The following is a 14,327-nucleotide window of genomic DNA, read 5'->3' on the forward strand; positions in this document are numbered from 1 at the left end:
GAACCGGAGACGCCATGCCGTCCCTGCGCGACGCAGCCCGTGGCCGCATCCTCTTCGGAGGCGACTACAACCCCGAACAGTGGCCCGAGGAGGTGTGGGAGGACGACGTACGGCTGATGAAGAAGGCCGGCGTCAACTCCGTCACCCTCGGCGTCTTCTCCTGGGCGAAGATCGAACCCCGCCCGGGAGCAAGGGAGTTCGACTGGCTGGACCGGCTGATGGACCTGATGCACGCCCACGGCATCGGCGTCGTGCTCGCGACCCCGACCGCGTCCCCGCCGCCCTGGATGGGGGCGCGGCACCCGGAGACCCTGCCGCGCGCGGAGGACGGGTCCATCGTCTGGTACGGCTCGCGCCAGCAGTTCTGCGCCAGCTCACCGGTCTACCGCCGCTACGCCGCCGCCCTGACCGAGGATCTCGCCGCGCGGTACGCGGAGCACCCCGCGCTGACCGTGTGGCACATCAACAACGAGTACTGCACGCACTGCTGGTGCGACGAGACGGCGGGGCACTTCCGCCGCTGGCTGCGCAGCCGGTACGGGACGCTCGACGCCCTCAACGAGGCGTGGGGCACGGCCTTCTGGAGCCAGCGCTACGACGCGTGGACGGAGATCCTGCCGCCGCGCAAGGCGCAGTACATGAGGAACCCCACCCAGGTGCTGGACTTCAAGCGCTTCACCTCGGACGCGCTGCTGGAGTGCTTCACCGCCGAGCGGGACATCGTCGCCCGGCACACCCCGCACATCCCGGTGACGACGAACTTCATGCCGCTGTGGTCGGGGCAGGACGCCTGGGCGTGGTCGGGACAGGAGGACATCGTCTCGGTCGACGTCTACCCGGACCCGCGCGACCCGCAGGGCGGGCAGTACAACGCGATGCTCGCGGACATGACGCGCTCGCAGGCCGCCGGCCCGTGGATGCTGATGGAGCAGGCGGCGGGCGCGGTGAACTGGCGGGGCGTCAACCACCCCAAGCCCGAGGGGCTGAACCGGCTCTGGTCGCTCCAGTCGGTGGCGCGCGGCGCCGACGCCATCTGCTACTTCCAGTGGCGGCAGTCCCGCCAGGGTTCGGAGAAGTTCCACTCGGGCATGCTCGGCCACGCCGGCGAGCACGGCCGCTCCTTCCGCGAGACCCGGCGGCTGGGCACCGAACTCGCCGCGCTCGGCCCCGTGGTGTCCGGCACCGGCGTCGCCGCCGATGTGGCGGTGCTGCACGACTGGGACGCCTGGTGGGCGGGCGCTCAGGAGGGCGGTCCGTCCTCGCTGCTGGACTACACCGAGGTGGTACGGCGCTGGCACCGGGCGCTGTGGGAGAACGGCACACCCACGGACTTCGCCCGGCCCGACGCCGACCTGAGCCGGTTCAAGGCGGTCGTCGTCCCGCACCTCTACCTGCTCGGCGACGCGGCGGTCGACAACCTCGTGGCGTACGTACGGGGCGGCGGACGGCTGGTGTGCGGCTTCTTCAGCGGCATCGCGGACGTGGACGACCGGATCAGGCCGGGCGGGATGGACGCCCGGCTGCGCGAGCTGTTCGGGATCGGCACCCTGCACGAGTGGTGGCCGCTGGAGGCGGACGAGACCGTGGAGTGCGACGGCTTCCGGGGCACCCTGTGGTCGGAGGAGCTGGAGGCGGCCGAGGACGCCGAGGTGCTGGCGACCTACCGCGAGGGCGAGCTGGCCGGACTGCCGGCCGTGCTGCGCAGGGGCCGGGCGGTGTACGTGTCGACGCTTCCTGAGCCGCCGGCGCTGCGGGCCCTCCTGGCCGACGTGGTCCGGGAGGCCGGGGTGGAGCCGGTCCTGGCAGGGCTGCCCGAGGGGGTGGAGGCAGTGCGCCGGGGTGACCTGCTGTTCCTGCTGCACCACCGCCGCGAGATGGTCACCGTGGCCGTCCCCGGCGCGTACGAGGACCTGCTGACCGGGCGGTCGGTGACGGACCGGATCGCGCTCGGCCGCTACGGCGTCGCCGTGCTGCGGAGCGCCACGCCGTGACCGGACGCACGACCATCGACGGCACCTGGGAGCCGCGCCCCGCCGCCCGCTGGGAGGACGCCTTCCTGGGGGGCAACGGGCGGCACGGGGCCATGGTGTACGGCGACCCGGCCGACGACCGGGTCGTCGTCAACCACCACACCCTGGTGCGGCCCAACGGCAGTGAGCACGTCCGCCCGCCCGAGCTCGCGGACCGGCTCGACCGGCTGCAGAGCGCCCTGCTCTCCGGGGACACCAGGGCGGCGGAAGGCTTCGGTGCGGGCCGGCCCCTGGTGTGGGTGCAGCCCTTCCACCCGGCCTTCCAGACCCGGGTCCGGCCGGTGCCCGGCAACGACCCGGCGGCGGACCCGTCCTCGGGGTACCGCCGGGCGGTCGACTTCGCCACCGGTGAGATCACGGCCGCCTGCGAGACGTGGCGCAGCCGGGTCTTCGTCTCCCGCGCCGACGACGTGATCGTCCAGTGCGTCACGGGGCCGGGGCTCGCCGCGGACGTGACCCTGGACCCCGCCCTGCCCGGCGCCCCGCCGCGTCTGGCCGTCGGGCGCAGCACCGTGCTGACCCAGGACGGCGCCCGGCTGTCGCTGCGCGCGGGCTACCCCGACAGCGGCCTCGCGTACAGCGGTGTGACGGTGCTCCGGACGGAGGGCGGGCGGGTTTCGGTGGCGGGCGAGGGCGTCCGCGTCGAGGGGGCCAGGAGCCTGCTGCTGCTGACCCGGGTGCGCCGGCACGAGGGCCACCTCGACCTGACGGCGGAGTGCGCCGCGCTGCCGGGCGACGACTACACCACGCTGCTCGCCCGCCATGTGGCGCTGCACCGGCCGGCGTTCGAGCGGGCCGCGCTCACCCTGGACGCGGACCCGGCCGAACGCGAACTGCCAGGAAGTGAGTTGGTCCGGCGGCCGGACAGCCCTGCCCTGCTGGAGCGGCTGTTCGCGGCGGGGCGGTACCACCTGCTGTCCGCTTCCGGGGCCCTGCCGCCCCGGCTGACCGGGCTGTGGACGGGTGACTGGGACACCGCGTGGTCGGGGGCGTTCACCACCAACGCCAACCTCAACCTCCAGATCGCCTCGGCCGCCGCGGCGGCGCTGCCGGAGGTGTCCGAGGCCCATGCCGCCCTGGTGTACGGGCAGCTCGCGGACTGGCGGGACAACGCGCGGGCGGTGTTCGGCGCGCGCGGCCTCGTGGCCCCGTCGCACACGGACGGCGAGTCGGGGCACACCCGCCACTACCAGCGCGCCTACCCGCTGCACCTGTGGACGGCCGGCGCGGACTGGCTCCTGGAGCCGCTGGTCGAGCACGAGGAGACGACGGGGACGCGGGACCCCCGGCTGACCGCCGCCCTGCACGAGACCGCCCTGTTCTACGAGGACTTCCTCACCCGGACCGGCCCCGACGGGCGGGTGGCGGTCGTGCCCTCGTACTCGCCGGAGAACCGTCCGGCCAACGCGAGCTGGGGCACGGTCAACGCGACGATGGACCTCGCGGCGGCCCGCCACGCGCTCACCGCGTCCGCCGACCGGCTCCCCGCCGGCCCGGTCGCCGAGCGCCGGCGGGCCCTGGCGGACCGGCTCCCGGACTACCGGGTCAACGAGGACGGCGCGCTCGCCGAGTGGGCGTGGCCGGGCCTGGCGGAGACGTACGACCACCGCCACCTCAGCCACCTCTACCCGGTGTGGCCGCTGGACGCGATCAATCCGTACGACACGCCCGGGCTGGCCGCCGCCGCGCACCGGGCGCTGGAGCTGCGGGGCGCGGAGAACGACTCGGCCCACGGCCATCTGCACCACGCGCTGATCGCGGCGCGGCTGCGGGACGGGGCCCGGGCCTCGGCGGCGGTCCGGTCCGTCCTGGCGGGCGACTTCTTCCACGACTCGCTGATGAGCGCCCACTACCCGGCCCGCGACGTGTACAACGCGGACGCGGCGCATGCCCTGCCCGCCGCCGTCATCGAGTCGCTGGTCCAGTCGACGCCGCGCCGGCTGGTCCTGCTGCCCGCGCCCCTGGACGGCTGCCCGAGCGGTGAACTGCGCGGTGTGCGTACGCGGTTCGGCGCCGGACTGGATCTGCGCTGGTCGGCCGACGGTACCGCGACGGCGGTCCTGCACCCGACGCGTGACGCCCGTGTCGATGTCCGTACGGGCGACGGCAGCACGCTCACCGAAGCCTCCGCCGGCTCCCCCTCGGCTCCCCTGGAGCTGACGGCCGGCGTGGACCGCGTCCTGGAACTCCGGCCGCGGTAGCTCTCTCCCCCACCATGGAAGGACGACCATGGCACGACGCACCCGTACCCTCAACAGGCTCGCACTGGCCCCGGCGGTGGCGCTGGCGGCCCTCGTCGGCTTCGCCGCCGCCCCCGCCCAGGCCGCCGTCTGGTCCTCGTCGGACCAGTGGGGCACGTACACCACCTCCGACGGCTACACCCTCTACAACAACATCTGGGGTTCCGGCGCGGGCGCCCAGTCCGTCTGGGCCAACTCCTCGTCGAACTGGGGCGTGTGGGCGGACCACCCGAACACCGGCGGCATCAAGTCGTACCCGAACGCCAAGAAGGTGGTGAACAAGCCGATCGGCTCGCTGTCGTCGCTCACCAGCACGTACAACGTCACCGTCCCCTCGTCCGGCGCCTACAACACCTCGTACGACATCTGGGACAGCGACTACGACTACGAGGTCATGCTCTGGGTCAACTACAACGGCGCCGTCGGCCCGTTGGGCACCCCGCAGGGCACGCTGACGCTGGGCGGGCACACCTGGACCGTCTACAAGGGCGACAACGGCTCCAACCAGGTCTTCTCGTTCCTGCGGACCTCGGACTCGACCTCGGGAACGGTGAACATCCTGCCGATCCTGAAGTGGATCAAGGACACCAAGGGCTGGTGGGGCAACGAGACCATCGGTGACGTCCAGTTCGGCTACGAGATCACCTCGTCGGCGGGCGGCCTCGACTTCCGCACGAATTCCTTCGGCGTCTCCGCGGGCTGACCCGCGCGCACGTGGCCCGGCCCCCCGCCCGGGGGCCGGGCCACGTGGTCACACCGGGGCGGGCCCGGTGCTCTCCCGCACCGTCAGCTCAGGTGCCAGCAGCTCCACTTCGTCCGTGCCCCCGCCGGAGAGCTTGGCGACGACCTGCTCGACGGAGCGGCGCCCCATCTCCTGGGCCGGTATGGCGACGGAGGTGAGCCGGACGGATGCCTGGGTGGCCACCTGCTCGGGGCAGATCGCCACCACCGACACGTCCTCGGGCACGGCCCGGCCCTGCTGCCGCAACAGGTTGAGCAGCGGCTCGACCGCCGCCTCGTTCTGCACGATGAAGCCGGTGGTGCCGGGGCGCTCGTCGAATATCCGCGACAGGGTCTGGGCCATCGCCGCGTACCCGCCCTCGCACGGCCGGTGCAGGACGCGCACGCCCGTCTCCTGCGCCTTGGTCCGTACGCCGTCGACGGTCCGTTCGGCGAATCCGGTGTGCCGCTCGTACACCGCGGCGGCCTCGCCGATGACGGCGATCTCGCGGTGTCCGAGACCGGCCAGGTGTTCCACGCAGAGCGCGCCGGTCGCCTCGAAGTCGAGGTCCACGCAGGTCAGCCCGCTGGTGTCGGCGGGCAGGCCGATGAGCACGGCGGCCCGGTCGGTCTCGCGCAGGAGCGGCAGCCGCTCGTCGTGCAGTTCGACGTCCATCAGGATCATCGCGTCGGCCAGCGAGCTGCCGGCGATCCGCCGCACCGCCGCGGGCCCCTCCTCGCCGGTGAGGAGGAGGACGTCGTAGCCGTGGGTGCGGGCGGTGGTGGCGACCGCGATGGCGATCTCCATCATCACGGGCACGTACATGTCGGTGCGCAGCGGCACCATGAGCGCGATGATGTTCGACCGGCTGCTGGCGAGCGCGCGGGCGCCGGCGTTGGGGTGGTAGCCGAGCTGCTGGATGCTCTGCTCGACGCGCTCACGCGTGGAGACCGAGATGGACCGCTTCCCGCTGAGGACGTAGCTCACCGTGCTCGCCGAGACTCCGGCATGCTGCGCGACCTCGGCAAGGGTGACCATGCTGCTCTCCAGGAGGGGCGTCGTCGGATCCGGCACACGATTCGGTCCGCTGCGGCGGTTTCGGTCGAAAGAGGCGAAGCGCTTCGACTTCACCTCTCCGCCTGCGACATGCAGATAATCCGAGACTAGACCTGTCCCGCACAGCATGTCCAGACTACTGTCGAAGCGCTTCGACTCAATGTCCCGGCGAGAGCTCGTCCAGAACCGCTCGTGGCGGCAGCCGGACGGCTGCCGCCACGATATGCCCGCCCGCCGCCCGGGACATCACCGGGAGCGCGGACCGCCCGGCTCAGTCGGCCGTCGGCGTCCAGCCCGCGAGCCAGTCGGCGACCTCCTGCCCGGCCGCCGCGCTGTCGCCGAGCTGCGGCCGGTCGCCGCTCGCCGCACCGGCCCCAGGGCCGTCGTTGCGGTACTCCGCGAAGCGGTCGTCCTTCCAGGAGAAGCCGCTCATGTCGGTCCACGGCGCCGGCCGGATCGCGGCGCTCAGGGTGCTGTCGCGGACGGTGGTCATCGGGTCGAGCGTGGCGTCGCCGCCGGCGTGCCAGGGGCGACCGAGGTAGAAGGTGCCGGCGGAGACGTCGCCGTTGACCGTGGAGTTGTTGATGAGGAAGCCCTTGCGGCCGGCGGGCGTGCTCGGGGCGGTGACGTATCCGGCGGAACTGCCGTCCCACCGCTTCTTCAGCGTGATGACCGAGGCGTCGATGACCGCGCTCGCCCGGCCGAAGATGAAGTCGACGTTGCCGACGACGTAGGAGTTCTTCATGTAGACGCGGCCGAGCCTGTCCTTGGCGGCGGTGTCGAGCAGCAGGGTGTCCTGGTCGCCCTCGGTGATGATCGAGTCGAGGAACACCTTGTCGGCCGCGGTCCGCAGCGCCACCGCCTGCTGGCCGTTCATGTCCTGGTGGGCGGCCTCGTCGAAGTCGTTGGCGATGGTGAGGTTGCGGGCCTGGAAGCCGTCCGCCTCGGCCGCGACGGTCGCGCTGCCGCCCGTGCCGTACGTCCCCGACCCGTCGGGCTTGCGGGTACCGGAGGCGTTGTCGTACACGATGACGGTGCTCTTGCGGCTGGGTCCGGTGCCCTGGAGGGTGACGTTCTGCTTGGTCGAGGGGATCTTCACCGTCTCGCGGTACGTGCCGGGCGCGATGGCGATGACGGTCCGGGCCGTGTTTCCCGCGGGCACCGCGTTCACGGCGGCCTGCACGCTGCCGTACTGACCGCTGCCGTCCTTGGCGACGGTGAGCGTCTTCACGGCCGCGGCCGCGGCGGGGGCCGTGGTTCCCATGGCGGCGCGCGGCCCCGCGCCCGCCTTCACCAGCGCGGGGACGTCCTTGGCGGCGTCGAGCGTGTAGGGGTAGAAGCTGCGCGGGTCGAAGGACGCGCCGCCGCCGCTCTCGTTGCGTCCGCTCGTGCCGCTGAAGACGCTGCCGCGCTGGACGAGGGTGGCGGTGCTGTCCCGGGTGACGGGATTGTTCAGACCGTCGAAGTAGCTGTTCTCCAGGACCATGTTCGTGTGGCCGCGGGCGTAGTTGCCGTAACTGGAGGTGATGGCGGTGCCCGGGTCGTCCTGGAGGTAGTTGTTGTACAGGTGGGCGTGGGCCACGTTGTCGGTCGAGGGGTTGCGCTGTTCGGTCTCGTGGAACCAGTTGTGGTGGATCGTGATGTCGGCGGTGGTGTTCTCGGTCCAGCCGATGCCGAACGCCTTGTTGTCGTGCTGGAGCCGGTTCCAGGAGACCGTGAGGTAGGTGGTGTCCTTGCGGCTGTCGATCAGCCCGTCGGCCATGTTCCGCAGGTCGTTGTGGTCGATCCACACGTGGTGGGCGCCGTCCATCTGGATGGCGTCCCAGTCGTGGTCCTTGTCGTTCCAGGTCCCGGCGTAGGAGTCCCGGATCGTCAGGTTGCGGATGATGACGTTGTGCACCCCCTGCCCGAGGAAGAAACCCCCGCCGACGATGTGCCCCGAGGTGCCGGAGCCGATGATCGTCTTGTGGGAAGCGACCTTGATCTCCCGGCCCTTGGGGTCCATGGTGATGGCCGCCGCGACGACGATGACGTAGGGCTGCGTCGCCGTCGCGTACTTCTCCAGGTCGGCGAGCGTGCGCACGGTGACGGTCTCGCCGCCGCGCCCGCCGTACGTGCCGTTCTGCCCCAGGGCGTCGACCGAGGCGAAGCCGTCGGCCGCCTCGTCGGCCCGGACCGGGGAGACGGCGGCTGCTTCGGCCGCGTCCGCCGCCGGGGAGAGTCCGTTCACGGCGGTGACGGCGACCGTGGCCGCGAGGGCGGTGGCGACCGCTGCCGCCAGGACCATTCGCGGGCGGCGCCTGCGGTGACCGCCGCCTGCCGGTGTGCGGGAGGTGTGCTGTGCCGTTCGGTGATGCGCTGTCATGAGCTGAACCTTCGCGTCGGGGAGGTGGTGAGTCTGCGGGTAGTGGTTGCCGCCGGGGGCCGCGAGGTTGCCGGGCCCCGGCGGACGCCGGGTCAGCGGGCCACGGGCCAGCCGCTGCTCCAGTCCAGGAGGTTGACGCCGAGCTTGGGCGTCCCGTTGTCCTGGCCGTCGTAGTAGTGGTAGACGAGCAGGTCCCCGTCGACGTCGGGGAGCACCGACTGGCCACCGGGCCCGATGTACCGCCCGTGCGACTCCAGCACCGGCGTCCCGCCGTTGCTGAGCATGCTCACGCCGTTGCGGTCGTAGTACGGCCCCGTGACGCTCCTGGCGCGTCCGACCTTGACCTTGTACGTGGAACTCGTGCCCGCGCAGCACGTGTCGTAGGAGGCGAACAGGTAGTAGTACCCGTTGCGCTCGACCACGGTCGGCGCCTCCACGGCCTTGGTCCCGGTGGGGCGGGATGCCAGTGAGCGGCGCGCGGTGTCACCGGCGTACTGCTTCCCGGTGGACGGGTCGAGCCGGATCATCTTGATGCCGGTCCACCAGGAGCCGAACGACAGCCACCACCGGCCGTCGTCGTCCACGAAGAGGTTGGGGTCGATGGCGTTGTAGTCGCTCGACGGGCCGGAGGTGTACACGATGCCGTAGTCGCTCCAGCTGCCCGGTTGTCCTGTGGTGGAGCCGGCCAGTCCGATGGCCGAGGTGTTCGAGCCGAAGGACGAGACCGCGTAGTACATCAGGTACTTGCCGCCGTGGTACGAGATGTCGGGGGCCCACGGGTCGGAGGCCGGGGAGTAGTTCTTCCACCAGGCCGGCGGGGTGGCGAAAGCCGATCCCGCGCGGCCGAAGGCGGTGCGGTCGGTGGAGGTGCGCAGCTGGAGGTTGTCGCCGGTGGAGTAGAGGAGGTACTGCCCCGAGGACGTGCGGACCATCGAGGGGTCGTGGACGACGACGTCCCCGGTGACCCTGCCGGGGTTGGGGTAGGCGGACGCGCTGCCCGGCACGAGGGCCAGGAGGAGTGCGGCGGGCAGGACGGCGAGAGCCCTTCGGCGGGTGATGCGTTTCATGGGGGGCACCTGCGTTCGGTTCGGGACGTGGACTCGTGCACACAGTCGCCGTCACCCGGCAAAAGGTTGCCGCCCGGTGCCGTTTCCCTCCGCGCCCCCTGCCCGGGCGGGCCTCACGGGCGACGCGGGAACGGCCCCCACGCGACGGGCCTCCCCACGGTGTGCGGGGAGGCCCGTCGGGTGGGGCGTGGTGCTACTTGCGCAGCGCCGCCAGGTTGTCGTAGCCGATCTTCGCGTGGGCCAGGGACTGGCCGGGGACGGACGAGCTCGGGGCGTTGTCCTGCTCGATCATCGGGTTGTGGTAGTTCTTCGCGCCGACGCGGCGGAAGAAGGTCCGGTAGTCGATGACCCCGGTCCCGAACGGGACCATGTCGTAGCCCTGTCCGTTTGCCGTGTTGACGACGCCGTCCTTGGCGTGGAACAGCGGGTAGCGCTTGCTGTGGGAGCGGACGAGGGCCGCCGGGTCGAAGATGTCCTCCTGGGTGGACCCGTCGTGCGCGGTGTAGGTGTGGAACTTGTACTGGGCGACGTGCGCCCAGTAGATGTCCATCTCCAGCCACACCGCCTTCGGGTCGGTGCGCTGGAGGAAGTACTCCAGCTTGCGGATGCCGGAGCTGCGGGTCGGGCGGCCCTGGGCGTCCAGCGGGCCGCCGTCCAGCAGGAAGCCGTAGGCCGCGTCGTGGTTGTGGGTGTACAGCTTGATGCCCGCGGCGCGGGCGATCTGCCCCAGTGCGTTCCACTTCTCGGCGGCGACGTCCCAGTCGGCTGCGTAGGCGCTGCCGGTGGGGTCGCCACCGGTGCCCATGTGGTCCATGCCGAGGATGTTCGCCATCTCCAGGTGGCGCTTGAACTCGTCCAGGTCGCTGGTGGTCAGCGGCCAGGATCCGGGGATGAAGCCGTGGTTGCCCTGGGCCCGCAGCCCGTACTCGTCGAGCCAGGAGCGCAGCAGCTTCGCGCCCTCGGCCGTTTGCAGGTTGCCGCCGCCGGGCGCGTTGGCGTGCTGGCCGTACCCGGCGAACTCCACCTGCTTGTAGCCGTAGCGGGCCAGCTCGCCGAAGACCTCCCGGAAGCCGGAGGGCAGGGAGGTGCTGAGCGGGTCCCGGCCCGTGGCGTCGCGCACGGTGTACAGGATGATGCCCCGCTTGTCCGCCGGGACGAGGGACAGGCCTCTGCCGGCGCCGCGGTCGGGCGCGGGCTGGGCGAGGGCCGGCGAGGCCCCGAAGACGGGTGCGGCGACGGCTCCCGCCGCCACGGCCGTGCAGGTGCTGAGGAAGCTGCGGCGGCTGACGCCGAGGCTGCGGCGCAGGGCGTCGTGCGATCCGGATTCGTTGAACGCGGTCACGGTGTCTCTCCTTGTCGAAGACGTGCGGAACACGCTGCGCGGGCCGGTCACGCGAGGCCGGCGAGCGTGAGGAGCAGGGACTTCACTTCGGTGGCCCGGACGGGGCCGGTGAACGCGTGGGGGGTGGAGCAGAGGATGAGCGGCCCTTCTTCGTCGCTCGTGGGAAGGCGGCCGTGGCTGCCGCGGATGGGTGACGGGTCGAGCGGTACGACCGCCATGCGGTACCGCATGCCGAGCTTCTTGCGGGCGACGGCGGTCGCCGCCCGCACCCGGACGTACGGATCCTGCGGATCCATGAAGAGCTCGACGGGGTCGTAGCCGGGTTTGCGGTGGATCTCGACGAGCTGCGCGAAGTCGGGCGCGCGGGCGTCGTCGAGCCAGTAGTAGTACGTGAACCAGGCGTCCGGTTCGGCGACGGCGACCAGTTCGCCGGAGCGGGGGTGGTCCAGACCGTGGGCCTTCTTCCCCTCGTCGTCGAGGAGCTGCCCGATGCCGGGGAGGTCCGCCAGCGCCTCGCGGGCCGCCTCCAGGTCCTCGGGGCGGCGCACGTAGACGTGGGCGAGCTGGTGGTCGGCGACGGCGAAGGCCCGGGAGGCCATCGGGTCCAGGTACTCCATGCCGTCCTGGGTGTGGACCTCCAGGAGTCCGGCCCGGCGCAGCGCCCGGTTGATGTCGACGGGCCGGTCGACGCGGGTGATGCCGTACTCGGACAGGGCGACGACGGTGCGTCCCTCGCGGCGGGCGTCGTCCAGGAGGGGGGCGACGGCGCGGTCGAGTTCGGCCGCGGCGGCGAAGGCGCGCGGGTCGTCGGGGCCGTAGCGCTGGAGGTCGTAGTCGAGGTGCGGGAGGTAGCACAGGGCCAGGTCGGGGTGGCGGGTGTCGAGGATGTGCCGGGTCGCGTCGATGATCCACTGCGAGGAGACGAGGTCGGCGCCGGGGCCCCAGAAGTGGAAGAGGGGGAACGTGCCGAGTTTCCCGGTGAGTTCGTCGTGGAGGGCGGGCGGCCGGGTGTAGCAGTCGGGTTCCTTGCGGCCGTCGGCGTAGTAGACGGGGCGCGGGGTGACGGTGATGTCGGTGTCGGCGCCCATGGCGTACCACCAGCAGATGTTGGCGACGGTGTAGCCGGGGTGGCTGCGGCGGGCCGCGTCCCAGAGCTTGTCGCCCGCGACGAGTCCGTTGTGCTGGCGCCAGAGCAGGACGTCGCCGAGCTCGCGGAAGTACCAGCCGTTGGCGACGATGCCGTGCTCGGCGGGCAGGGTGCCGGTGAGGAAGGTGGACTGGGCGGCGCAGGTCACGGCGGGCAGCACGGTGCCGAGCGGGGCGTGGGTGCCGGACTGGCCGAGGGCCTTGAGGCGGGGCATGTGGGCCAGGAGCCGCGGGGTGAGACCCACGACGTCGAGGACGAGGAGCGGGGTGGGCGTGCCGGCCTTCCCTGCGGTGGTCATGGCAGCTCCTTGAGGCCGAGGTCGGCCAGCAGGTCGCGGGCGAGGGTGAGTTCGGCGGCGATGCCGTCGGCGAGCTGGACGCGCGTGCGGGGGCGCAGCTCGGCCGGGAGCGCCTGCCAGGTGTACGTCTCGACCTCCAGGTGCCGGGTGCGCGGCCGGGCCCCGCCGGCCAGTCGCGACAGGGCGGCGCGGAGCACGGACAGGGTGGAGGTGAGCGGCGGGGCGGGCGGCGCGTGCAGGGGGACGTGGAAGTGGGAGCGCCAGGGGGAACCGTCGGGCAGGGCGTCGCCGGTGACGGCCTCGTCGAGATCGTCGGTGCCGCGCAGGCCCGCGGTGGTGGGGGTGCGGGTCTGGTGCAGGAAGCGGGGCTCGGCGAAGGCGGCGAGCGCGGCGCGCACTTCCGGGAGGTGCGGGTGCTCGGCGTGCAGGGCGGCGGACAGCTGTGCCTTGACGACGGGGACGCCGGCCGTGTCGAGGGTGTCGAGTGCGGTGGCCGGGTCCTCGAAGGACGTGGCGAGGTGGCAGGTGTCGACGCAGACGCCGATGCGCGGGTGGCCGACGGCGGTGAGGGGGGCGATGGCGTCGGCGGTCGTCTCGACGGTGCAGCCGGGTTCGGGTTCGAGGCCGATCCGGATGGATTTGCCGGTGAGTTCGGCGAGGACGTCGAGGCGTTCACCGAGGGTGGTGAGGGCGGCGTGCGCGGTGCGGGCGGCCTCGGGGTCGCCGGTGTACGGGGTGCGCCAGGCGAGCGGCAGGGTGGAGATGGTGCCTTCGGTGACGTCGTCGGGCAGCAGGGCGGCGAGGAGCCGGGCCAGGTCGGTGGTGTGGGCGAGGCGTTCGGGGTCGGTCCAGTCGGGCTTGTACACCCGGTACTTGACCTCCTCGGCGCCGAACCCCTCGTACGGGAAGCCGTTGAGGGTGACGACTTCGAGGCCCCGGCCGTCGAGTTCGGTGCGCAGGGCGCGCAGTTGCGCGGGTTCGTCGGTCAGGGTGCGGGCGGCGTCCCTGGCGAGCCAGAGGCCGATGCCGAGGCGGTCGCGGCCGAGCCTCTTGCGTACGGGTTCGCAGTGGTCCCGCAGCTGGGCGCGGACCCCTTCGAGGGTTTCGGCGGGGTGGACGTTGGTGCAGTACGCGAGGTGGACGACGGTGCCGTCCGGGTGCCGGAAGCGCATCGCCTCACTCCCCGCCGCGCAGGATGGAGTTGCCCTCGTGGAGGTTCTCCGGTTCGGGGGCGTCGAGGTGGAGGCGGCCGCTCTGGCCGTAGAAGGCGACCGGGTTGCGCCACAGGACGAGGTCGACGTCGTCCTCGGTGAAGCCCGCCGCGAGCATCGCGTCGGCGACCTTGCGGGTCTTCAGCGGATCGCTTCTTCCCCAGTCGGCGGCCGAGTTGACGAGAATCCGCTCGGTGCCGTACAGCCGGAGGACGGCGACCATCCGGTCCTCGTCCATCTTGGTGTCGGGGTAGATGGAGAACCCGGCCCAGCAGCCGCTGTCGAGAGCGTCCTTGACGGTCGTCTCGTTGAGGTGGTCGAGCAGGACCCGTTCCGGGGCGAGGTGCGATTCGCGGACGACGTCGATGGTGCGGTGCAGTCCGGCGAGCTTGTCCCGGTGCGGGGTGTGGACGAGGGCGGGCAGCCCGTGGTCGGCGGCGAGCTGCAGCTGGGCGGCGAGGGCGGTGTCCTCGGCCGGGGTCATCGAGTCGTAGCCGATCTCCCCGACGGCGACGACGGAGTCCTTCACCAGGTAGCGGGGCAGGGCGTCGAGTACGGGCGTGCACCGCGGGTCGTTCGCCTCCTTGGGGTTGAGGGCGAGGGTGCAGTGGTGGGCGATGCCGTACTGGGCGGCGCGGAAGGGCTCCCAGCCGAGCAGGGCGTCGAAGTAGTCGAGGAAGCTGGCGGGCGAGGTGCGGGGCTGGCCGAGCCAGAAGGAGGGTTCGACGAGGGCGCGCACTCCCGCGTCGTACATCGCCTGATAGTCGTCGGTGGTGCGGGAGGTCATGTGGATGTGCGGGTCGAAGATGCGCATCAGGACTCCTCCGTCGAGACCGTGGGGGCCGTGGGG

General features: G+C 72.1%; 10 protein-coding genes. 3 read left to right on the forward strand and 7 right to left on the reverse strand.

Annotated features, from left to right (window positions below; all coding sequences use genetic code 11):
- Positions 1-14: 14 nt before the first annotated feature.
- From ABZ564_RS06755 to ABZ564_RS06765, 3 genes are read left to right on the forward strand one after another with little or no spacing between them, the layout of a single operon-like run.
- A complete protein-coding gene (locus tag ABZ564_RS06755) occupies positions 15-1,991 on the forward strand; it encodes a beta-galactosidase (protein ID WP_360850568.1) in 1,977 nt (658 codons plus the stop codon).
- Positions 1,988-4,231, forward strand: coding sequence for a glycoside hydrolase N-terminal domain-containing protein (locus tag ABZ564_RS06760; RefSeq protein ID WP_360850571.1), 2,244 nt, complete (start codon positions 1,988-1,990; stop codon positions 4,229-4,231). Before ABZ564_RS06755 ends, ABZ564_RS06760 begins: the two co-directional genes overlap by 4 nt.
- Positions 4,232-4,259: 28 nt before the next feature.
- Positions 4,260-4,973, forward strand: coding sequence for a hypothetical protein (locus tag ABZ564_RS06765; protein ID WP_360850574.1), 714 nt, complete (start codon positions 4,260-4,262; stop codon positions 4,971-4,973).
- Positions 4,974-5,021: 48 nt separating this feature from the next.
- On the opposite strand, the gene ABZ564_RS06770 is transcribed toward ABZ564_RS06765, so the two are convergent.
- From ABZ564_RS06770 to ABZ564_RS06800, 7 genes are all read right to left on the reverse strand, one after another.
- On the reverse strand, positions 5,022-6,029 hold the full coding sequence (locus tag ABZ564_RS06770) for a LacI family DNA-binding transcriptional regulator (RefSeq protein ID WP_360850868.1): 1,008 nt from the start codon (positions 6,027-6,029) through the stop codon (positions 5,022-5,024).
- 289 nt (positions 6,030-6,318) lie between these two features.
- Positions 6,319-8,412 (reverse strand): pectinesterase family protein, encoded by a 2,094-nt coding sequence (locus tag ABZ564_RS06775; RefSeq protein WP_360850578.1) that lies wholly within the window; start codon positions 8,410-8,412, stop codon positions 6,319-6,321.
- 92 nt (positions 8,413-8,504) lie between these two features.
- Entirely contained in the window at positions 8,505-9,479 is a 975-nt protein-coding gene (locus tag ABZ564_RS06780; RefSeq protein WP_360850581.1) for an arabinan endo-1,5-alpha-L-arabinosidase, read from the reverse strand.
- 193 nt (positions 9,480-9,672) lie between these two features.
- Positions 9,673-10,821 carry a sugar phosphate isomerase/epimerase family protein gene (locus tag ABZ564_RS06785; protein WP_360850584.1) on the reverse strand — a complete coding sequence of 383 codons (1,149 nt, stop codon included), beginning with the start codon at positions 10,819-10,821 and terminating at the stop codon, positions 9,673-9,675.
- A 47-nt stretch (positions 10,822-10,868) separates the two neighbouring features.
- Positions 10,869-12,266, reverse strand: a complete 1,398-nt coding sequence (locus ABZ564_RS06790) for a nucleotide pyrophosphatase/phosphodiesterase family protein (protein WP_360850587.1) — start codon at positions 12,264-12,266, stop codon at positions 10,869-10,871.
- Complete coding sequence (gene eboE, locus ABZ564_RS06795) at positions 12,263-13,438, reverse strand: metabolite traffic protein EboE (RefSeq protein ID WP_360850590.1); 1,176 nt, start codon at positions 13,436-13,438, stop codon at positions 12,263-12,265. The genes ABZ564_RS06790 and eboE overlap by 4 nt, the downstream gene beginning before the upstream one ends.
- 4 nt (positions 13,439-13,442) lie before the next feature.
- Positions 13,443-14,291, reverse strand: a complete 849-nt coding sequence (locus tag ABZ564_RS06800; RefSeq protein ID WP_360850593.1) for a TatD family hydrolase — start codon at positions 14,289-14,291, stop codon at positions 13,443-13,445.
- Between the last annotated feature and the right edge of the window lie 36 nt (positions 14,292-14,327).

Origin of the sequence: Streptomyces sp. NPDC019224 (genome assembly GCF_040632605.1) — a bacterium.
Taxonomy (GTDB): Bacteria; Actinomycetota; Actinomycetes; order Streptomycetales; family Streptomycetaceae; genus Streptomyces.